The organism is Terriglobales bacterium, assembly GCA_035543055.1.
GTDB lineage: Bacteria > Acidobacteriota > Terriglobia > Terriglobales > Acidobacteriaceae > JAIQFD01.
Genome location: DATKKJ010000036.1, coordinates 27,353 through 47,543, shown reverse-complemented (window position 1 = coordinate 47,543; position 20,191 = coordinate 27,353). Strand labels below are relative to the sequence as shown.

Annotated in this window: 23 protein-coding genes and 1 tRNA gene; 9 read left to right on the top strand and 15 right to left on the bottom strand. The window is 65.3% G+C overall.

The features are described 5' to 3' along the window. Nucleotides 1–200: 200 nt before the first annotated feature. The 7 genes from VMS96_02560 to gap form a co-directional block, all read right to left on the bottom strand. A complete protein-coding gene (locus tag VMS96_02560) occupies nt 201–836 on the bottom strand; it encodes an MBL fold metallo-hydrolase (protein HVP42282.1) in 636 nt (211 codons plus the stop codon). 100 nt (nt 837–936) lie between these two features. Next, nucleotides 937–1,308, bottom strand: a complete 372-nt coding sequence (gene secG, locus VMS96_02555; protein ID HVP42281.1) for a preprotein translocase subunit SecG — start codon at nt 1,306–1,308, stop codon at nt 937–939. Between the two features lie 71 nt (nt 1,309–1,379). Then, nucleotides 1,380–1,464: transfer RNA gene (locus VMS96_02550), tRNA-Leu, on the bottom strand. Nucleotides 1,465–1,513: 49 nt separating this feature from the next. Continuing rightward, nucleotides 1,514–2,266: a triose-phosphate isomerase gene (gene tpiA, locus VMS96_02545; protein ID HVP42280.1), complete on the bottom strand. Its 753-nt coding sequence runs from the start codon at nt 2,264–2,266 to the stop codon at nt 1,514–1,516. A gap of 8 nt (nt 2,267–2,274) precedes the next feature. Next, nucleotides 2,275–2,826, bottom strand: coding sequence for an O-acetyl-ADP-ribose deacetylase (locus tag VMS96_02540; GenBank protein HVP42279.1), 552 nt, complete (start codon nt 2,824–2,826; stop codon nt 2,275–2,277). 77 nt (nt 2,827–2,903) lie between these two features. Further along, nucleotides 2,904–4,115: a phosphoglycerate kinase gene (locus VMS96_02535; GenBank protein ID HVP42278.1), complete on the bottom strand. Its 1,212-nt coding sequence runs from the start codon at nt 4,113–4,115 to the stop codon at nt 2,904–2,906. 103 nt (nt 4,116–4,218) lie between these two features. Continuing rightward, complete coding sequence (gap, locus tag VMS96_02530) at nt 4,219–5,229, bottom strand: type I glyceraldehyde-3-phosphate dehydrogenase (protein HVP42277.1); 1,011 nt, start codon at nt 5,227–5,229, stop codon at nt 4,219–4,221. A 146-nt stretch (nt 5,230–5,375) separates the two neighbouring features. Here gap and VMS96_02525 point away from each other — a divergent pair, with 146 nt between their 5' ends. Beyond that, nucleotides 5,376–6,110 carry an ATP-binding protein gene (locus VMS96_02525; GenBank protein HVP42276.1) on the top strand — a complete coding sequence of 245 codons (735 nt, stop codon included), beginning with the start codon at nt 5,376–5,378 and terminating at the stop codon, nt 6,108–6,110. Nucleotides 6,111–6,634: 524 nt separating this feature from the next. On the opposite strand, the gene VMS96_02520 is transcribed toward VMS96_02525, so the two are convergent. Beyond that, a complete protein-coding gene (locus VMS96_02520) occupies nt 6,635–7,846 on the bottom strand; it encodes a thiolase family protein (GenBank protein HVP42275.1) in 1,212 nt (403 codons plus the stop codon). Between the two features lie 377 nt (nt 7,847–8,223). On the opposite strand from VMS96_02520, the gene hisI reads away from it, so the two are divergent. Genes hisI through VMS96_02480 form a run of 8 tightly spaced genes read left to right on the top strand, consistent with a single transcriptional unit; the run spans nt 8,224 to nt 14,326 of the window. Further along, entirely contained in the window at nt 8,224–8,562 is a 339-nt protein-coding gene (gene hisI, locus VMS96_02515) for a phosphoribosyl-AMP cyclohydrolase (GenBank protein ID HVP42274.1), read from the top strand. Beyond that, a complete protein-coding gene (hisG, locus tag VMS96_02510) occupies nt 8,559–9,428 on the top strand; it encodes an ATP phosphoribosyltransferase (protein HVP42273.1) in 870 nt (289 codons plus the stop codon). The genes hisI and hisG overlap by 4 nt, the downstream gene beginning before the upstream one ends. Then, on the top strand, nt 9,428–10,672 hold the full coding sequence (gene hisD, locus VMS96_02505) for a histidinol dehydrogenase (protein ID HVP42272.1): 1,245 nt from the start codon (nt 9,428–9,430) through the stop codon (nt 10,670–10,672). Before hisG ends, hisD begins: the two co-directional genes overlap by 1 nt. Then, nucleotides 10,665–11,738 carry a histidinol-phosphate transaminase gene (gene hisC / locus VMS96_02500; GenBank protein ID HVP42271.1) on the top strand — a complete coding sequence of 358 codons (1,074 nt, stop codon included), beginning with the start codon at nt 10,665–10,667 and terminating at the stop codon, nt 11,736–11,738. The genes hisD and hisC overlap by 8 nt, the downstream gene beginning before the upstream one ends. Then, nucleotides 11,735–12,322, top strand: a complete 588-nt coding sequence (hisB, locus tag VMS96_02495) for an imidazoleglycerol-phosphate dehydratase HisB (protein HVP42270.1) — start codon at nt 11,735–11,737, stop codon at nt 12,320–12,322. The genes hisC and hisB overlap by 4 nt, the downstream gene beginning before the upstream one ends. Continuing rightward, nucleotides 12,319–12,903, top strand: a complete 585-nt coding sequence (gene hisH / locus VMS96_02490) for an imidazole glycerol phosphate synthase subunit HisH (protein ID HVP42269.1) — start codon at nt 12,319–12,321, stop codon at nt 12,901–12,903. The genes hisB and hisH overlap by 4 nt, the downstream gene beginning before the upstream one ends. Beyond that, nucleotides 12,897–13,658, top strand: a complete 762-nt coding sequence (gene hisF, locus VMS96_02485) for an imidazole glycerol phosphate synthase subunit HisF (GenBank protein ID HVP42268.1) — start codon at nt 12,897–12,899, stop codon at nt 13,656–13,658. Before hisH ends, hisF begins: the two co-directional genes overlap by 7 nt. Then, nucleotides 13,652–14,326, top strand: a complete 675-nt coding sequence (locus VMS96_02480; protein ID HVP42267.1) for a HisA/HisF-related TIM barrel protein — start codon at nt 13,652–13,654, stop codon at nt 14,324–14,326. Before hisF ends, VMS96_02480 begins: the two co-directional genes overlap by 7 nt. A gap of 1 nt (nt 14,327) precedes the next feature. On the opposite strand, the gene VMS96_02475 is transcribed toward VMS96_02480, so the two are convergent. Genes VMS96_02475 through cofG form a run of 7 tightly spaced genes read right to left on the bottom strand, consistent with a single transcriptional unit; the run spans nt 14,328 to nt 20,175 of the window. Next, nucleotides 14,328–14,723, bottom strand: coding sequence for a PPOX class F420-dependent oxidoreductase (locus tag VMS96_02475; GenBank protein ID HVP42266.1), 396 nt, complete (start codon nt 14,721–14,723; stop codon nt 14,328–14,330). Continuing rightward, entirely contained in the window at nt 14,695–15,435 is a 741-nt protein-coding gene (gene npdG, locus VMS96_02470) for an NADPH-dependent F420 reductase (GenBank protein ID HVP42265.1), read from the bottom strand. The genes VMS96_02475 and npdG overlap by 29 nt, the downstream gene beginning before the upstream one ends. After that, complete coding sequence (gene cofH / locus VMS96_02465) at nt 15,432–16,643, bottom strand: 5-amino-6-(D-ribitylamino)uracil--L-tyrosine 4-hydroxyphenyl transferase CofH (protein ID HVP42264.1); 1,212 nt, start codon at nt 16,641–16,643, stop codon at nt 15,432–15,434. The genes npdG and cofH overlap by 4 nt, the downstream gene beginning before the upstream one ends. A gap of 2 nt (nt 16,644–16,645) precedes the next feature. Further along, nucleotides 16,646–17,416, bottom strand: a complete 771-nt coding sequence (gene cofE, locus VMS96_02460) for a coenzyme F420-0:L-glutamate ligase (GenBank protein HVP42263.1) — start codon at nt 17,414–17,416, stop codon at nt 16,646–16,648. Beyond that, the gene (gene cofC, locus VMS96_02455) at nt 17,400–18,056 is read right to left on the bottom strand and encodes a 2-phospho-L-lactate guanylyltransferase (protein ID HVP42262.1); all 657 of its coding nucleotides are present in this window, start codon (nt 18,054–18,056) and stop codon (nt 17,400–17,402) included. The genes cofE and cofC overlap by 17 nt, the downstream gene beginning before the upstream one ends. Continuing rightward, complete coding sequence (cofD, locus tag VMS96_02450) at nt 18,053–19,018, bottom strand: 2-phospho-L-lactate transferase (GenBank protein HVP42261.1); 966 nt, start codon at nt 19,016–19,018, stop codon at nt 18,053–18,055. Before cofD ends, cofC begins: the two co-directional genes overlap by 4 nt. Continuing rightward, nucleotides 19,015–20,175, bottom strand: a complete 1,161-nt coding sequence (gene cofG / locus VMS96_02445; protein ID HVP42260.1) for a 7,8-didemethyl-8-hydroxy-5-deazariboflavin synthase CofG — start codon at nt 20,173–20,175, stop codon at nt 19,015–19,017. The genes cofD and cofG overlap by 4 nt, the downstream gene beginning before the upstream one ends. Nucleotides 20,176–20,191 lie beyond the last annotated feature (16 nt).

Sequence of the window (20,191 nt, the reverse complement as noted above, 5' to 3'; positions counted from 1 at the left end):
ACCTGGCCGGGGCCAGCGACCCGAAACTGCAGGAAGCGGCGATGGCCGCCTTCCGTGCCGCCAAGAAGTCGCCCAAGTTCAGAGTCCCGGAGAAGTACGTTTCGCCGAAGATCGTCGAGATGTACAACAGCGGCGGGATGTAAGCGCCGCACGCAGGGTCAACATCGATCCCCGGTTTCCGCCGGGGATTCTTTATTTGCTCAGGAGCGGCGCAGGAGAAAAGGATTGGTCTCGCGCTCGTCGCCGATGGTGGTGAGCGGGCCATGGCCGGGGACGACGATGGTGTCGTCGGGCAGGGAGAGCACCGGGCCATGCAGCGAGGCCATGATCTTGTCGTAGGAGCCGCCGGGCAGGTCGGTGCGCCCGATGCTGCCGGCGAAGAGCGTGTCGCCGGCGAAGAGCATCTTGTCGGCCGGGAAATAGAGGCAGATGCTGCCTTCAGTGTGGCCCGGGGTGTACAGCACGGAGCCCGTGAGCCCGCCGGCGCGCACCTTGTCGCCTTCGCCGAGGGATTGGTCGATCTTCACCTGTCCGGGAGGCCTCATGCCTACCCAGCCTGCCTGCGCGTCCAGCATCTTCAGCAGGGCGTAGTCGTTCTGGTTGATGAGGATGGGAGCGCCGGTCAGGCGCTTGAGCTTCATGGCGCCACCCACATGGTCGATGTGGGCGTGGGTGATGACGATCTGCTTGACCGAGAGCTGATGGCGGCGCACCAGTTCCATCACGTCTTCGACATCGTCGCCGGGATCCAGGACGATGGCCTCCCTGGAGGCCTCGTCCCCGATGATGGAGCAGTTGCACTGCAGCGGCCCGACGGCCAGGATCTCGTGGATCATAAGCATGGTCAGTGGCCAGTAGCCAGTCGCCAGTCCAGCATAACGAAAAGCCTCGCACGCTGGCGAAGCTTTCTGAAAACTGGCGACCGGTGACTGGGGACTACTTCGAAGCGGGTTGCGGGGCGACGGGCCGGTTCTGCTGCGGCTGGCCCTGCACCGGGTTCTGGGCCGGAGGCGCCGAGGGCTGGGTCTGACCCTGGGTCTGCGCGGGTTTGGTGCCGCCGAGGATGGAGCCGGCGCGCTTCTTCGAGGCGATGATGGCCAGGCTCAGCGAGGTGATCATGAAGATGATCGCGGCCCAGGTGGTGGCCTTGGTCAGGACGGTGGCGGCGCCACGAGGACCGAAGGCGGTCTGGCTACCCATGCCGCCGAAGGCGGCCGCGATGTCGGCGCTCTTGCCGCTTTGCAGCAGCACCACGATGATCAGGAAGAAGCAGACGATGACGTGAAGGATGGTGAGCAGGACGACCATGCTGTAAACAACCCGGGGCGCAAACGCGCCTTGACCTTTCTCTTAAGCTTCGCCCGTTTTCGGGGGTCGGATGGTGCGGAAGGCGGGACTTGAACCCGCATGCCTCTCGGCGCCACCCCCTCAAGATGGTGTGTCTGCCAATTCCACCACTTCCGCACGCGCAGACGGACACGAAGGGCGAGTTTCATTATAGCAGAGGCCCTATTCAGTACTTGACGATGGCGGTGAAGCTGTCGGGCTTGAGGCTGGCGCCGCCGACCAGCGCGCCGTCGATCTCCGCCTCCGACATCAGCGCCTTGGCGTTCTCCGGCTTGACGCTGCCGCCATAGAGGATGCGCAGGTTGTCGGCGAGCTCCTGGCCCATCGCCTTGGAGACTTCGGCGCGGATGAGGGCATGGGCCTCGGCGGCCATCTCCGGGGTCGCCGTCTTTCCGGTGCCGATGGCCCACACCGGCTCGTAGGCAATGACCAGCTTGGCTGCCTTCTTGCCCGAGATCTTGCGGAAGGCCCGAGCGCATTGGCGGCGCAGGACTTCCTCGGTCATGCCGGATTCCCGCTCCTCCAGCACCTCGCCGACGCAGACGATGGGCGTCAGCCCGGCCTCGAGCGCCGCTTTCAGGCGAGCGTTGACCGTGTCGTCGGTCTCGCCGAAGTATTGCCGCCGCTCGGAGTGGCCAATGATGGCGTGGGTGCAGCCGATGGCCAGCAGCATCTCGGCGGATATCTCGCCGGTGAAGGCGCCTTCCTTCTCCCAGGCGATGTTCTGCGCACCCACCGCGACGTCTGAGCCCTTGACGGCTTCGGCCACCGCGGCGATGTCCACAAAGGGCGGGCAGAGGACGATCTCGTCCCGGTCGTGGCCCGCCACCATCGGCAGGAAGGCGCGGACGAACTCGCGGGCTTGGTCGGGGGTCTTGTACATCTTCCAGTTGGCGGCGATCAATTTCTTTCTTGGCATTCGCGATCCTAGGAAGCGGCCGGAACACGCCGGGCCGCGGCAATGAAGGCATCGAATGTGGACTGGTCGAAGAGGACGAAGCGCACTCGTTCGACGTATTGGAGAGCAGGAAGCGAGTCGGCGACCGCCTTCAGCGCGATCTCCGCCGCCTCCGCCACCGGATAGCCGAAGATGCCGGTGGAGATGGCGGGAAAGGCAATGCTCTGGAGCTTGAGGCCGTCGGCGATGCGGAGAGACTGGCGATAGCAGCCGGCCAGGGCTTCGGGCTCGCCCTGCCGTCCGCCTTGCCACACCGGCCCGACGGCATGGATCACGTGCCGGGACAACTTTCCGCCCATGGTGGCGACTGCGCTGCCGGTCCGTACCGGGCCCTTCTCCTGGCGAATGCGGCGGCATTCCTCGGCGATCTCCGGTCCGCCGGCCCGATGGATGGCGCCGCAAACCCCGCCCCCGGGAAGCAGGTCGGGATTGGCGGCGTTCACGATGGCGTCCACACTCTCGCGGGTGATGTCGCCCTGGACGAGCTCAATGGCGCGGGTTGGAGTGATGGTGATTCGCATAGTGCACGCGAGATCCTTCGGGGCCAAAGCCCCCTCAGGATGACGCCGGCGGGGCTCAGACGCCCCGCCAAGCGGCGTCATTTGTCCGTTAGCGCTTCTACTCCCGGCAGCTTTTTGCCCTCCAGGAACTCCAGCGAGGCGCCGCCGCCGGTGGAGATGTGGGTGATCTTATCGGCGACACCGGCCTGTTGCACCGCAGCCACCGAATCGCCACCGCCGATGATCGAGGTGGCGGCACGGTTGGCGGCTACCGCCTGGGCGATCTTCACCGTGCCGTGGGCGAAGGGCGCCATCTCAAAGACGCCCATCGGCCCGTTCCACACGATGGTGCGGGCGCGGTCGATCTCGGCGGCGAACAGCGCGACGGTCTTGGGGCCGATGTCGAGCGCCATCTGGTCGTCGCCCAGGGCATGGTCGGCGGGCACGATCTTGGTCTGGGCATCGGCAGACATGCTGGTGGCGACCACGTGGTCCACCGGGAGCAGCAGCTTCACCCCACGCGACTTGGCGTCGGAGAGCAGCCGCTTGGCCAGGTCGAGCTTATCGTCCTCGACCAGCGACTTACCTACCTTGGCGCCCTGCGACTTCAGGAAGGTGTAGGCCATGCCGCCGCCGATCAGCAGCGTGTTCACCTTGTGCAGCAGGTTCTGGATGACGGCGATCTTGTCGCTGACCTTGGCCCCGCCCAGGATGGCCACGAATGGCTCCGCTGGATTGTGGAGGGCCTTGCCAAGATAAGTGAGCTCCTTCTCCATCAGCAGGCCGGCGGCGTTCTTCTTCACGAACCTGGTGATGCCGGCGGTGGAGGCGTGGGCGCGATGGGCGGAGCCAAAAGCGTCATTCACGTACAGGTCGCAGAGCTCCGCCAGTTGCTTGGAGAACTTTTCGTCGTTGGCTTCCTCTTCGGGGTGGAAGCGGAGGTTCTCCAGGAGCAGCGTCTGGTGCTTCTCCAGGCGCGAGGCCAGCTCCTTGGCCTGGTCGCCGACGCAGTCGGGCGAGAAGCCGACATTGGCGCCGCGCCCCAGCTTCTCGTCTAGCAGGATGCGCAGGCGTTCGCCGGCCGGCTTGAGGGTCATCTTCGGATTCGGCTTGCCCTTGGGGCGGCCCAGGTGCGAGGCCAGGATCAGACGCGCCCCGTGCTTCAGGGCGTACTCGATGCTGGGCAGGGTCTCGCGGATGCGGGTGTCGTCGGTGACGCTACCGTGTTCATCGAGCGGGACATTGAAATCCACCCGCATGAAGACGCGCTTGCCGTTCAGGTCGAGGTCTTTGATCGAGAGCTTATTCATGGAGCGAGCCATCGGGCCATCGAGCCAACTGAACAAGTGGAAAGAAAGTTGGGCGATCCGAAACTTGGCTCGATGGCAAAGATGGCCGGATCGCCCGATCCGTCTAAAGGCCCTTGCTGCCGAGGAAATTGATGAGGTCGCGCACCCGGCAGGAATAGCCCCACTCGTTGTCGTACCAGGAGATCACCTTCACGCAGTTGCCGGCGACCACGCGGGTCAGCGGCGCGTCCACGATGGAGGAGCGCGAGTCGTGACGGAAATCCATGGAGACCAGCTCGTTCTCCTCGTAGCCCAGGTACTTGGCCAGCCGGCCCGACTCGCTGGCCTTCTTCATGGCCGCATTCACCTCTTCGACCGTGGTCTTCTTTTCCACGAAGGTGACCAGGTCCACCACCGAGACGTTGGGCGTGGGCACGCGCATGGCGAAGCCGTCCAGCTTTCCCTTCAGGTCGGGGATCACCAGGTGGATGGCCTTGGCGGCGCCGGTCGAGGTCGGGATCATGGAGAGGGCGGCGGCACGGGCGCGGCGCAGGTCCTTGTGTGGGAAGTCGAGGATGACCTGGTCGTTGGTGTAGGAGTGGATGGTGGTCATGGTGCCCGACTGGATGGTGAAGTTGTCGTGCACCACTTTGGCGATCGGGGCCAGGCAATTGGTGGTGCAGGAAGCATTAGAGATGATGTGGTGCTTGGCGGGGTCGTATTTGTCCTCGTTGACCCCGAGCACGACCGTGAGGTCCTCGCCCTTGGCGGGGGCGGAGATGATGACCTTCTTCACCGTGTCGTGCAGGTGGGCCTTGGCCTTGTCGGCCTCGGTGAAGCGGCCGGTGGACTCGACCACCACCTGGGCGCCCACCGATTTCCAATCCAGTTTGGCCGGATCTTTCTCGGCGAACACTTTGAATCGCTTGCCGTCCACCTCGATGTAGTCCGCTCCGTGGGAGACCTTGTTGGGCAGGTTGCCGAGCACGGAATCGTATTTCAGCAGGTGGGCGAGGGTCTTGGCGTCGGTCAGGTCGTTGACGGCCACGAAGTCCAGGTTGCTGTCGTTGAGGGCGGTGCGCAGGATGTTGCGTCCGATGCGGCCGAATCCGTTGATACCGACATTGATTGCCATAAGCGCCTCCCGGCGATGATACAGATGAGTTATGAAGCCCACTTCGAAACTCAAAATGCTAACACCGGGGGTAAGCAGGCGCAATCGCGGGTGAGATTGCTGAGCGCCGGGGGTTTGTGTTACAAGCCTCGCATATGCGTAAGTGGATGAGAGACCGCCTGCGCCGGCGGAAGCGCAAGGGCGTGCCGTCGGACACCGAGTCCACCGGAAAGGTGGGCCAGGAAAAAGAAGCTCCGCAACAGGGGAATCCACCCCCCCTCCAGCCTAGCTATATCGACGCCTTCGAGAAGGAGCGGAAGTCCGCCGAGGTCAGCCGGGGCGAGCAGAAGTTCGAGGTCGAGACCCAGCCGGAGACCCCGGCCATGCCCCCGGCCGCGCCTGCCGCCGCCATGGGCGCCCAACCCAAGAAGAAGCCCAAGGGCGTGGTCATCCTGGCCATCGGCCTGCCCGGGTCGGGCAAGACCACCTGGTTCAAGCGCCGCGGCGTGACCCCGCTCTCCAGCGACCTGCTGCGCACCATGCTCTTCGACGACATCGAGGAGCAGCGCTACCAGGGACTGGTGTTCTCCACCCTGCGTTCGCTGCTGCGCGCGCGCCTGGTGGCGCGCATGCCCTGGAACTATGTGGACGCCACCAACCTGAATCCGAAGGAGCGCAAGCAGTGGATCCACATGGCGCGCGGCTTCGGCTACGAGGTGCAGGCGGTGTTCTTCGATGTGCCCATCGAAACGTGCATGGAACGCAACCGCCGGCGGGAGCGGATGGTCCCGGAGGACGTCATGCGGCGCATGGCCGCCAAGCTGAAGCCCCCGAGCTTCTCTGAAGGGTTCTCCAAGATCGTGGTGGTGCGGGTGAAGCAGAAGGGGGAAGAGCAGCAGTAGGGCCGCTGCTTCCGGGTTCTCAGGTTGTCTTTATGAAAGCCGTAACTTTCGCGTTACTCCTGTCCTTTGCGCTAATCGTAGCGGCACAGACCGCCCCGAGTCCAAGTGATGTAAGCGTGCCGGATGAGGCAACCGCCATCAAAATTGCCGAACCTGCCCTCGTCAAGATATACGGAAAGAAGCAAATCGAAAATGAGAAGCCGCTTAGGGCCGTGCTAGACGGCGAGGTCTGGCATGTGTACGGCACGTTGTGCTGCCCAGACGGTAAAGGTCGGCGCATTTGCGAAGCAGGACGATGCAACGGTGGAGTAGCCGAGGCGAAGATTCGGCGCAGCGACGGAAAGATATTGGAAATCACACACACACGGTAGGCACTTGGACGCAAAGAAGAAATGCGCCGCTTTCGCGGCGCATTTTCTCTTTTGGTGTCATCCCGAACGGCTTCAGCCGTGAGGGACCTGCTTTTCTCTTGCAGGAGAAGCAGGTCCCTCGGGGCTAAAGCCCACTCGGGATGACACTGATCTCTAGGCGCTAGCCCTGCGCAGCACCGTGCACACCGAGGCGCAGATGGGGCCGCCGATGTTAAACGTCGCGGCCAGCTTCGGGTCCTTCTGCTGGAGCTCCTGCGGAGCGCGCCCGAGCAATTGCTGTGCTGCCCAGCCCACCATGGCCACGCCGGTGGCGCCCACCGGATGTCCCTTGGCGATCAGCCCGCCGGAGGTGTTGATGGCGCACTCGCCGCCCACGTTGGCCTTGCCTTCCACCCAGTACTTCGCGCCCTTGCCGGGCTGCGCCTTGCCGATGACCTCGGTCCCGATGGCGCCCATGACGGTGAAGCAGTCGTGGACCTCGGCGACGTTGACGTCGGCAGGCTTGGCGCCGGCCATCTCGTAGGCCTTATTCATGGCGCGGTAGGCGCCCGCAGCCTTCAGGACGTCGCGACCTTCCTTCTTCAGCGGATCGGTAGCCTGGGCGTAGCCGGCGATCTCCACGCACTCCGCCTTGGGGACACCGAGCTTCTTCAGGCCCTCCTCGGTGGCCAGGATCATGGCGGCATAGCCGTCGGTGATCTGCGAGCAGTCGTAGGTCTTCAGCGGCAGGCCGTCCACCACGTAGCGGTTGATGCCCTCGATCTTCATCGCCTGGTCGAGCGTGATCTGCACCTTGTTCATCTGGGCGCAGGAGTTGTACTTGGCGTTGCCGTACTCGGCGACCGCGATCTGCGCCAGCTCCTCCTCGCTCGAGCCCCAGGTCTTGATGTAATCGCGCATGACCTCGGCGAACAGGTGAGGGAAGACGAAGGTCTTGCCCTCACGCTCGTCGGGATGGGAGAAGTAGCCGAGCACCTTGCCCACCAGCTTGCCGTCCATCTTGCCTTCGTTGTCGCGCATCTTCTCGTAACCGACTGCCAGGCCCACGTCGCCCAGCCCGAACTGCATTTTGTAGATGGTGGAGAGGATGGCCTGGCCGCCGGAGGCGCAGGCGTTCTCGACGGCTTCGATGGGCTTGCCTTCGAGGCCGGGCACCATGGCCATCAGGCCGGAGAGCAGGCCCTGCTCGTTGAGGGTGAAGCCGCAGGCGGCGCCCACCGAGCCGACGTCGATGACCGAAGGTTGGACGCTGATCTTGCGGCAGACGGACTCGACCGCGTTGCGCAGGATCTGCGGGACGGTGAGCGCCATCAGCTTGCCGAACTTCGACTGGTCGTAGGCGGCGATATAAATGCGCTTGGCCATATGAACTCTCCTTCTCCGATGCTCGAAGAACTGTCTATTGTAGGAGCTTGGGCCGGGTAAGTCACCTACCGGCGGAGCCTCAGCATTCTCTGCCAGCCCGTACCTCTTGCCAACTACATGGATGCGCGGGCATGCCCCTTCGCTGCGGCGTGACATGCGTCACAAGGTAGAGTGACAAATTTCCTTTGACTTCACCTGCCCCCGCGGCTACCCTGAACGGGCAATGAAGACGCTGACCCATCGCCATCACCACCATCACCACGCGGCGAGCGTGTCAGCGGAGGTGCGGTCCTAGGCTAAGACGGCACTCATAAAGTTCGAACCCGCTGACGCGAAAAGCGCAGCGGGTTTTGTGTTTTTGGGGAAAGGAACGGGTGATGTCCACCATCGACTTCGACAAGATGCAGGGGCTGGCGCCGGCCATCGTGCAGGACGAGGCGACCGGCGAGGTGCTCATGCTCGGCTTCATGAACCGCGAGGCGTACGAGCGGACCCTCAGCACCGGCTATGGGACCTTCTTCAGCCGTACGCGCAAGGGGCTTTGGGTGAAGGGTGAGACCAGCGGCAACCGCCTGCGGGTCGTCTCCGCCGCCACCGATTGCGACCACGACACCGTGCTACTGCGCGTGCGGGTGGAGGGCAAGGGCGTGGTCTGCCACGAGGGCACGCGCTCCTGCTTCACGCGCCCCCTGCCGCTCAACGGAGGTGGCCGGTGAAGCTGCGTCTCGGCGTCCCCAAAGGCAGCCTGCAAGAGTCCACGCTGCAGCTATTTGCGACGGCAGGCTTAAAGGTTTACACGAATGGGCGGTCGTACTCGGCGACCACCGACGACCCGGAGATTGAGTGCATGCTCATCCGGGCGCAGGAGATGGCGCGCTACGTCGAGCACGGCGCACTCGACGCCGGGCTCACGGGTCTGGACTGGGTGAAGGAGAGCGGGCTCGAGGTCATCGCCGTCACCGATCTGATTTACGCCAAGCAGAGCCGGGGCAAAGTGCGCTGGGTGCTGGCCGTGCCGGAAGATTCGGCTTACAAGCGCGCCGAGGACCTCAAGGGCCGGATCATCGCCACCGAGCTGGTGAATGTCACGAAAGATTATTTCGCGGCGAAGGCCGTGCCCGTACAGGTGGAATTCAGCTGGGGCGCCACGGAGGTCAAGCCGCCGGTGCTGGCCGACGCCATCGTCGAGGTCACTGAGACCGGGTCGTCGCTCCGAGCCAACCGGCTACGCATCATCGACACCGTGCTCGAATCCAACACCCAGATCATCGCCAACAAGAAAGCGTGGAAGGAGTCCAGCAAGCGGCAAAAGATCGAGAACCTGGCGCTGATGCTGCGTGGCGCCATTGACGCCCAGGGCCGGGTGGGCCTGATGCTGAACGTACGCAAGGCCGATCTGGAGCAGGTGATCGCGGTGCTGCCGGCGCTGAACAGCCCGACCATCGCGACCCTGAGCGACCCCGAGTGGGTGGCGGTGAACACCATCATCGATGAAGCGCTGGCCTGGAAGCTGATCCCCAAGCTGAAAGCGGCGAATGCGACTGGGATCGTCGAGTATCCGCTGAACAAGGTGGTGCTGTGATGCTGCGCATCCTGACAGGCCGGGCAGCGGAGAAGCGGGTGGTGGCACTCGAGCGCCGCGGCAGCCAACTGGACCAGGTCGAACCCCGGGTACGAAAGATCGTGGAAGATGTGCGCAAGACCGGCGACCGCGCCCTGCGCCGCTACGCCGAGCGCTGGGACGGATTGCGGACGAGGCAGGCACTGCGCGTCCCGGCGGCGGAGATGAAGCAGGCCTTGGACTCGGTCTCGTTCGAGTTTCGCCGGGCGCTGGAGAAGGCGGCGGCCAACATCTGCCGCTTCTGCGAGTGGCAGAGGCCGCAGCCTTGGCGGCGCGAAGCGGACGGGGTCGCGGTGGGACAGGTCGTCCGTCCGTTGGATTCGGTCGGGTGCTACGTTCCCGGCGGGCGCTATCCGCTGCCTTCCACGCTGCTGATGACCGTGATACCGGCGCAGGTCGCGGGCGTGCATGAGATCCGGGTGGTTTCGCCCAATCCTCGGCCGGAGACGCTGGCTGCGGCAGCGATGCTCGGCGTGAGGGAGTTCTACCGCACCGGCGGGGCGCAGGCGATCGCCGCCCTGGCCTACGGCACCAAGAGCGTGCCGCGTGTGGACAAGGTCGTCGGCCCCGGGAATCTCTACGTGACCGCGGCCAAGAAGCTGGTCGCCTTCGATTGCGCGATCGACATGCTGGCGGGCCCGACCGAGGTGGTGATTGTCGCCGATGAAGGCGATGCGCGCTTCATCGCTGCCGACCTGGTGGCGCAGGCGGAGCACGATCCGGAAGCTCTGGCAGTATTCATCAGCACGAATCTCAAGCTGGCGCACTCCGTGGCGGAGCAGACCGCGAGCCTTGCGGCCGAGAATCCGATCGCCCAAGAATCGCTGCGAGCCAATGGAGTCGCGCTGCTGGCGGGTTCGCGGGCGCAAGCCATGGAGTGGGCAAACCGCATCGCGCCCGAGCACATCACCGTGAGCCGCGAAAACGCAGAGCTCGTGACCAACGCGGGGTCAATCTTCATCGGCGATTTCTCGCCGCAGGCGGCCGGCGATTACGCTTCCGGCCCGAATCACGTGCTGCCTACCGCCGGCGCCGCACGGTACCGCGGCGGCCTGAGCGTCTTCGACTTTGTGAAGCTGATCACCTTCCAGGAATTGAGCAAGAAGGGCGTCGCCGGGATCGCGCCGGTGGTGGTGCCGCTGGCCGAGGCCGAGGGCCTGCGGGCGCACGCGGAATCTGTCCGCTTGAGGTGCGCCCATGCTTAGCGCGCGCGCCGCCGTCAGGACGTTGAAGGAATACCACCCGCCGCTGGGCGGTCGCGAAGGCCTGCGCCTCGACTTCAATGAGAACACCGTGGGCTGCTCGCCGCGCGTGCTGGAGGCCCTGCGCAACCTCGACCCCGAACGCCTGGCGAAGTATCCCGAGCGGGAGCCGGTCGAGCAAGCGGTGGCCGAATTCCTGGGCATCGCGCCCGCGCAGGTGTTGCTCACCAACGGCGTGGACGAGGGGATCCACCTGCTGTGCGAGACCTATCTGGAGTCGGGGGACGAGGTCATCGTCGCCGTCCCTACGTTCTCGATGTACGAGATCTATGCCGCCGCGACCGGGGCGCGCGTGATCACCGTCCTGGCGAAGGAAGACTTTGCTTTTCCAACGGCGGAGGTCCTGGCAAGGATCACGGGCCGCACGCGGCTGATTGCATTCGCCAATCCCAATAACCCGACGGGCCGCGCCGCCAGCAGGGAAGACCTGTTGAAGATCGCGGCTGCGGCGCCCGACGCCGCGCTGCTGGTGGACGAAGCGTATTTCGACTTCTACGGCCAGACCGTGCTGGACGCGGCGAGCACAGCGCCCAACCTGTTCGTCGCCCGCACGTTTTCCAAGGCGTATGGTCTCGCCGGTCTGCGCATCGGTGTGCTGGCCGGTGCTGCCGAGCAGATGAAGATGGTGCGCCGGGTCAGCTCGCCGTACAACGTGAATGGCGTTGCCTTGGCGTGCCTGCCGGCGGCGCTGGCAGACCGCGAGTACATCAGGGATTATGTCGCGGAGGTCGGGCACGGGCGCGAGCGCCTGGAGAAGGAGCTGGCCGAGCTCAGCGTGAGGTACTGGCCGAGCCAGGCCAACTTCGTGCTGGCATTGATCGGCGCCGAGAGCGGGCGATTCGTGGGGGCCATGCGGGAACGAGGCATTCTCGTCCGCGACCGTTCCAGTGATCCCGGGTGCCAGGGTTGCGTGCGCATGACTCTGGGCTCAAGGGAGCAGACCGACCGGCTGATCGCGGCGCTGCGGGCGGTGATGGCCGAACTGAAGAGCGCGAAGGTGTCGGCATGAGAAAAGCCACGCTGCACCGCAAGACGAATGAAACCGACATCCGGGTCACGCTGAACGTCGATGGCCGCGGACGTTACCAGGTCTCGACCGGCATCCGCTTCTTCGATCACATGCTGAAGCTGTTCGCACGGCACGGCGGGTTCGACCTGAAGCTTGAGGCTACGGGCGACCTGGATGTGGACCAGCACCACACGGTCGAGGATGTCGGCATCGCGCTGGGAGAGGCGTTTGACCGCGCGCTCGGCGCCAAGAAGGGCATCCTCCGCGCCGGGTACTTCCTGATGCCCATGGACGAGACGCTCGGCCTGGCGGCGGTGGACTTCGGTGGCCGCGCCACCGCCGTGGTGGAGACGAGAGTCCGCGCCCGGCTGGTGGGCGATCTGCAGGCAGAGCTGGTCCACGATTTCTTCGACGGCTTCGCCCGAGGTGCTCGCGCCAACGTCCACGCCCGGGTGCAATACGGCCGCTCCAGCCATCACAAGATCGAGGTACTGTTCAAGGCTTTCGCCCGGGCCCTGCGCGCGGCCTGCTGGCGGGACCGCCGCATGCGCCGGGTGCTGCCCAGCACGAAAGGACTGCTGTGATCGCCATCGTCGATTACCGCGCGGGGAACATCGCCTCGGTGAAGAAGGCGCTGGAGCGGGTAGGGGGCGAGTCCGTCATCACCTCGGACGCAGGCGTCATCGCCCAGGCTGAGCGCATCGTGCTGCCCGGGGTCGGGCACTTTGCGGCCACAAGAGCACTCGACCCATTGAGGCTGCCCATCACGGCAGCGATCCGGCGTGGCAAGCCGTTCCTCGGCATCTGCGTCGGTCTGCAGTGGATGTTCGCCGGAAGCACGGAGGCGCCGGGGATCTCGGGGTTCGGGCTCTTCGCGGGCGAGGTGTCGAAATTTCCCCCGGGCGTGAAGTCGCCGCACGTCGGCTGGAACCAGATCTCTGTCCGCGACGGGTCACGGCTGCTGGCCGGCATCCCGACGGGCGCCTTCGTTTACTTCACCCACAGCTACCGCGCGCCGCTGTGCGAGGGAACGATCGCCGACTGCGACTATGGCGGGCCGTTCGCGGCGGCAGTGGAGCGCGACAACGTTTTCGGCGTGCAATTCCATCCCGAGAAATCCGGCGACACCGGCCTCGAGATCCTGAAGAACTTTCTCGCATGCTGACCAAGCGCATCATCGCCTGCCTGGACGTCGACCGTGGACGCGTGGTGAAGGGCGTTCAGTTCCAGGAGCTGCGCGATGCCGGAGACCCGGCGGAACTGGCCGCCGCCCACAGTCGTGCCGGGGCGGATGAGGTCGTGCTGCTCGACATCACGGCGACGCACGAGGGTCGCAAGACCCTCATCGACGCGGTGCGCCGCGCAGCGCGCGAGCTGTTCATCCCCTTCACGGTCGGAGGCGGCATCCGATCTCTGGAAGACGCTGCCGGGATCATCGACGCCGGGGCGGATAAGGTCTCGATCAATTCTGCCGCGGTCGCCGATCCCTCGTTGATCACGCGCATCGCCGAGCGCTTCGGCTCGCAGGCGGTGATCGTGGCGGTGGACGCGAAGCGCGTCGGCGACGACTACGAGGTGTACATCAGCGGCGGACGCAAGCCGACCGGCCGCCGCGCCTCGGAATGGGCGCGCGAGGCGGAGCAGCGAGGCGCGGGCGAGATCTTGCTCACCTCGATGGACCGCGATGGCACCGGAGCGGGCTTCGAGTGCGAGTTGACGTCACGCGTGTCAGAGGCGGTTAACATCCCGATCATCGCATCGGGCGGCGCGGGCGGCCCGCAGCATTTCGTCGAGGTCTTCGCCCGGGGCAGGGCTGATGCCGCGCTCGCCGCCAGCATCTTCCACTTCGGGCTGAATCGCATCACCGATCTGAAGGAAGAGCTGCGCGCGGCCGGGGTGCCGGTGAGGCTGCCGTGCTGATCCCTTCCATCGATTTGATGGGCGGGCGCATCGTCCAGCTGGTGCAGGGCGAGAAGAAGGCGCTGGAATTCGACGACTTCGAGCCGTGGATCGAGCGGTTCTCGAAGTTTCCGCTGGTCCAACTGATCGATCTCGATGCCGCCATGGGCACCGGCAGCAACCGCACGCTGCTGAAGCAGTTCACACAGCGACTGCCCTGCCAGGTCGGGGGCGGCATCCGCTCCATCGAGGGCGCACGCGAGGTACTGGGGCTCGGCGCAAAGCGGGTGATCTTCGGTTCGGCCTTGCTCCGCGACGGCGAGATCAACATCGAATTCGCAAAGCAAGCTGCGGCCGACATTGGGGTCGAGAATCTGGTCTTTGCGGTGGATTCGAAAAAGGGGACGGTAACGACCCACGGGTGGCGCACTCCGACCGCGGTACCCGCGGAAACGATGATGCGCGCCCTGGAGCCCTGGTGCGCCGCGTTCCTCTACACTCACGTGGACAGCGAGGGATTGCTGCAGGGGATCCCGATGGATGTCGTCCGTGCCCTTCGCCGGGCCACGCGCAAGCCTTTGATCGCGGCCGGGGGCATCAATAGCGAGGAGCAGATCGAAGAGCTGGAGCGCATGGGCGTGGACGCCGTGGTCGGCATTGCCATCTACACCGGCCGGATCAAGATCTGACTCAGCCCATGCTGCTGACATGCTCCGGCCGGATGCGCAGCAGCAGGCGCTGCTCGCCGGGCTGCGCGTACGGATACTTGTCCACGCCCAGGTATTTCTTGGCCATCTTGTCGATGTGGTCCTTGGCGCCCTTGTCGGTGGCTTCCACCACGCGGCCGCGGATCTCGACGTACCGGTAGGGATTGTCGGGATCGATGAGCGTGACCGCCACTCGCGGGTCGCGCTGGATGTTCTTGTCCTTCTGCCTTCCCTTGGCCGTGTTCACCAGCACGGTGTCGCCCTCGCAGTCCACCCAGACTGGCGTCACCTGCGGGCTGCCGTCCGGCATGAGGGTCCCCAGGCTGCCGAACGCCTTCTTGTTGAAGAGATCAAGGAACTTTTCCGGGATCTTTGCCATGGGACGCTCCTTTCGTATGGGGCCGGTACTCCGGTTCGGGGATGCCGAGGCCCGTCACCCGCAGACCTGCGGAGTGGCTCTTGTAGCGCATGTTGATCTGGATGAGGAGAGCGGTGAGTTGCTCGACGGTGCGCGCATTCTCCAGTTTGCCGCCGTCGATGGCGCGCACCCCGGGAATGGCGCGGGCCAGTTCGCTGGCGACTTCCTTCGCGTGGGGATCGTCGCTGCACACCATCACGTCACACTCCACCGGCCCGTCGCTGAGCAGGGCCTTGGCGCCGATGTTCTGGAATGCCGCGGCCAGCTTCACACCTTCCGGCAGGAGCTCCGCCGTGGCCTGGACCGCGGATCCCTGCCAGACGCCCAGCGTCCGTGTCGGTTTTCCACCGATCCCTGCCGCCAGCGGGACCGTGGTGTCTACCACCACCGCGCCGGGGACGAAGCTGTCCTTGAGCTGCTTCAGCGTGTCGGCTTGTGCGGTGAAAGGGATGGTCAGCACCACCGTCCGGCTGGTCTTCACGGCGGATGCGTTGTCCATGCCTTCGACGCGCGCCTTGTCGCCGGCCAGGGTCGAGATCTCCTGGGCGACGGTGCGGGCGCGCTCGGCGTCGCGCGAGCCGATAATCACGTGCTTGCCGGCGCGCGCCCAGCGCAGCGCCAAGCCGCGCCCTTCCGGTCCGGTACCGCCGACGATGGCGATCGGACCTCTCATGCCGGAAGCGCCTCGCGCGCCGCTTCGGGGACGACAGGGATACGCCGGATCCGGGTGTACGTTGTATTGCGTTCGGCGGGGATGCGCCCCAGCTCAAGAATACGCTCCTGCAGCTCCGCCGGGCTGAGATACTGGCCGGAGGTAGCGCCCGCCAGCCGCGATATGTTCTCTTCCATTAGCGTACCGCTGTAGTCGTTGGCCCCGGCCCGCAGGCAGAGCTGGGAGATTTCGCGGCTCAGCTTCACCCACGAGACCTGGATGTTGGGGATGGCGCCCGCCAGCATCACGCGGCCCAAAGCATGGATCTTCAAATGCTCCTCGAGGGTCGGTCCCGCACGCGACAGACCCTGGTGAAATAGCAGCGTGTTCTGGTGGACGAAGCCCAGGGGCACGAACTCGGTGAAGCCGCCAGTCTCGCGCTGGATGTCGCGCAGCATCAGCAACTGGTTCACCCAGTGCTCGGGCGTCTCGCGGTGGCCATACATCAGGGTCGAGGTGCTGCGGATACCGAGCTGGTGAGCAGTGGTGACCACCTCGCGCCACTGCGCCGTGCTCAGCTTGTTCGCGGAGAGCACGTGGCGGACTTCATCGTCGAGGATCTCCGCCGCCGTGCCAGGAAGGGTGTCGAGTCCGTTGTCTCGCAACATGGCGAGATAATCGCGCAGGCGCATCCCCGTGAGCTCTACGCCGTACGCGATCTCCATCGGAGAGAAGGCATGGATATGGATTTCCGGTACCGCCGTCTTCACCGCGTGCAGCAGGTCACGGTAGTAGAAGGGATGGAGGTTGCGAGGCAGGCCGCCTTGGATACAGACCTCCGTGGCGCCGCGCTCCCACGCTTCGACCGCCTTGATGGCGACCTCCTCCGGGCTCAGGAAGTACGCATCCGCATCGCGCGGGCCGACGGCGAAGGCACAGAACTTGCACCCCACAAAGCACACATTGGTGAAGTTGATGTTGCGGTTGACGACGTAGGTCACGACGTCGCCCACGATCTGCTCACGCAGGCGGTCGGCGCATGCCAGGAGCGCGATCAGATCGTCGTCTTTGGCAAAAGCCAGCAACCGGCACTCCTCACGCTTCAGCGTGCCGCCGTCGGCCTCTGACAGCACTTTTTCCAACGTGGCACGCACCGGCGCCGACGCGCGGGAAACGGCCTGTTGCCATCCGACTTCGAAGAAACGATCCAGTGGTATGAATCTGTTCATGGTCATCGGAACAGGTCTCGTTCGGAGGGACGGACGAGGTCGCTTGCGCATCCCCGGCCGCGCTCGTACGAGAACCCCCGAATGATACACGCAGGGCAACGCGAAAGTTTTCCGCAGGCGGCGCCGGCCATTGCGGCCAGCGCATCCGCTACCGCCTCCAGGCTCACGCGCAACTTGTAGCCGTACGGATCGCGCCGCCGGCGCAGATCGCGCATCGGCTTCATGCCCGCCACTCCGATCGCAACCTCCGTCAGCCCCTCGCGCCACGGCCGGCCGAAGGAGTCGGTGATGATCACCGGCACATGCAGCCCGGTCTTCGCTCTTATATCGCGGTGCAGAAGCGCGGCGGAGCGGTCCGGATTGCGGGGCAGCAGCACAACCGACTTCCCGCCATCCACATTCGACAAGTCCACGCCGCTGTTGGCACAGACCAGGCCGCTTCGGGTCTGCGTGATGAGCACGCCTTTTTTCATGCGGACGATGCGGCCCGCCTCGCGCAAGGCCAGCTCGATCGCGCGGGCGTCCACCGGGTATCGCCGGGCCCAGGCTTTGGCGCGCGCCGACGGCTTTACCTGCGCCAGCTCGACCAGTCCGCCCTCTGCCTTCGAGACCACCTTATGGGTCACCACCAGGATGTCGCCGGCACGCAGCGGGCTGCGTTGACGCCGGCTGGCACGCAGGATCTCGTCGAGCAGGGCAGAGCCCGGCGCGATCTCGGGCATGCCGTGGACCGGGATCACCCGCACCTCGCCGCTCTCAGGCACTCTGCGCATGGGCCAAGCGTTCCGCGACCTTCCACCACTCCAGCAGAAGCTGGGCGCGCGATCGGGTAGGCAACGAGAGCAGCGCCGCGAGGTCGGCCGGGGTATCGACGTCCAGGCCGATGCCCTCGAACTCCGGCACCACCACCTGCTTGCCGGTGGCGCGGGCGGCGTTGAGGTGGGGGACGAAGCTGTCATTGCCGAAGCGCAGGGGAATCAGGTCGGCGGGACGGCGCAAGACGGCGTTGGAGCCCCGCCGGTCGGCCGACGGAACCAGCACTACGCCCTGCCGGGGCGCCGCCGCATAGACCGCTTCCAGTTCCGCGGTCGTGAGCAGTGGCATGTCGCCGGGCAGGACCAAAGTCTCCCGGGCTCCGCGCTCGAGGGCGACCCGCGTGGCCATGGCGATGGCGCCGGTTTCGCCCGGGTTCTCACGGTCCTCGATGACGTCGAAGCCGCAGTCACGAGCCAGTCTGATGGCGAAGGGATAGCTGGTGACCAGCGCGACCGGTGGATGCTGCTTCCAGCCCAGGACCGCTTCAACCACGTCGGTCAGCATGGCTTCGGCCAGCAGCGTCCGCTGTTCCTGCGATAGCACCTCGCCCAGTCGCTGCTTGGCTTCGCGCAGGTCTTTGACCGGGATCAGGATCATCGTTGCACCGCTGCGGCCGGCTTCAGTTTCGACCGCGAAGCCAGAGTCGCCTGCAACGCGGCTTGCGCCAGCGCCGCTTTGTCCCCGTCAGTCTTCATGAGCGAATTAGTACAGAGCACACCCAGACCTAGCTTTTCTGCCAGCGGAACAAGGTGAGCGTCTCGTTCGTCAAGGACCAGCACATCCAGGAAGTCACGATAGGCGGCCGCGATCCCCATTCCCGAGACCTCCAGGCTGCGCAATGCCATAAGCTCGCCGGCGGGACCGGAGACCGCTGCCCCACCGACGATCGGGCTGACCGCCCCGACGGGAGCAGCCGTGGCCTGCAGTGCCTGCTTGATGGCCGGGATGGCGAGGATCGGTCCGATGCTGGTGATCGGATTGCTGGGCGCGATGAGCACGGCGTCGGCGGAGAGGATCGCATCCACGACACCGGGCGCAGCCTTGGACGTCGCCGCGCCCTCGAACCGCACCGCGTGCACCGGCACCTGGTAACGTTCGCGCACAAAGTACTCTTGGAAGCTCAGCTCGCGGTGGTCGGTGGCAATGCGGGTCTCGACCCGCGCGTCTGCCATCGGCAGGATGCGCGAGCGGATGCCGAATGAGCCGGCGATCGCAGCCGTGGCCGCGCTCAGTGTCTTGCCGGCCGCGAGCATCGCGGTGCGGCTGATGTGCAGCGCCAGGTCTCGGTCGCCGAGCTGGAACCAGGCGGGCGCTCCCAGCCTTTTCATCACCTCCAGGCACTCGAAGGTGTCGCCCTCCACGCCCCATCCGCGCTGCTTGCTGAGCAGGCCGGCCAGGGCGTAGGTGATCGAGTCGAGGTCGGGAGAGATGTGCAGTCCCCAGCAAAGCAAGTCGTCGCCGGTATTGACGACGCATGTCAGCTCTTCAGGCGGCATGCACGACTGTATGCCCTGGACGAACTTTGCGCCCCCGGTGCCGCCGGTGATGACAACGATCATGCCGCTGCTCCCCGCGCGTAACCCTCGTCGTCGATGGCTGCGGAGACGCGCTCTGCCAGCAAGCCTCCGCGGCTCAGGACTTTGGGAAGGAACTCAGGATACACGGTCAGCCGATGGCGCAAGCAGCAGCCGGCCTCAGCGGTGCGCGCTTCTAGGTCCTGTAACTGCGGCCAGGGGGCTTCCGGATTGATGTGGTCCGGCGTGAGCGGTGACACGCCGCCCCAGTCGTTGATGCCCGCCTGCAACAGTTCAGAGTAGTCAGGAGAGGATAAATTGGGCGGAGCCTGCAGGTTCATGTCCTGCAGGATCAGCCGCGCCACGGCCACGGTACGCAGCATCTCGCCGCGGCTGGGCTCCGGCCAGGAGCTCATGGGGGTGTCGGGCTTCGAGCGAAAATTCTGCACGATCACTTCCTGGATATGTCCATATCGCTGATGCATAGCGCGGATGGCGAACAGCGTATTCACGCGGTCTTCGCGGGTCTCGCCGATGCCGATGAGCAGGCCGGTGGTGAAGGGTACGCTGCGTTTGCCCGCCTCCTCCAGGACTTGGAAGCGCCTCGCGGGCACCTTGTCGGGCGCCTGGTCGTGTGCTCCGCCGGGACGCAGGAGCGCCTCCGCCGTTGTCTCCACCATCAGGCCAAGGCTGGGACAGTATCGCGCCAGGCGCTCGATCCATTCCCCGCTCATCAGGCCCGGATTGGCGTGGGGCAGCAGCCGGGTCTCGCGCAACACCAGCGCACACATCGCTTCCAGATAGTGCAGCGTGGATTTGTAACCAAGATGCTCGAGGGTGGCGCGCATTTCGGGGAACAGCAACTCCGGCTTGTCGCCCAGGCTGAAGAGTGCCTCGCGGCATCCGAGCTTCTCACCGGCGCGCGCGATTGCCAGGACCTCGTCCGGGGTCATCGTATGTGCGCCCACTTGCCCAGGATCTTTGCGAAACGCGCAGTATCGGCAATAGTCACGGCACAGATTGGTCAGCGGCAGGAAGACCTTGCGCGAGTACGTGACCACCCCGGGACGGAACCTCTCCTTCAGAGTCCGTGCAGCCGCGAGTAAGGCGGGAAGGTCTTCGTCAGCACAATTGATCAACTGGAATGCCGCTCTCCGACCGACGGGAAGACCCTGGGAGATGTCCGCAAGCAATCGAGCCATCGACCCGGCCTGGCAA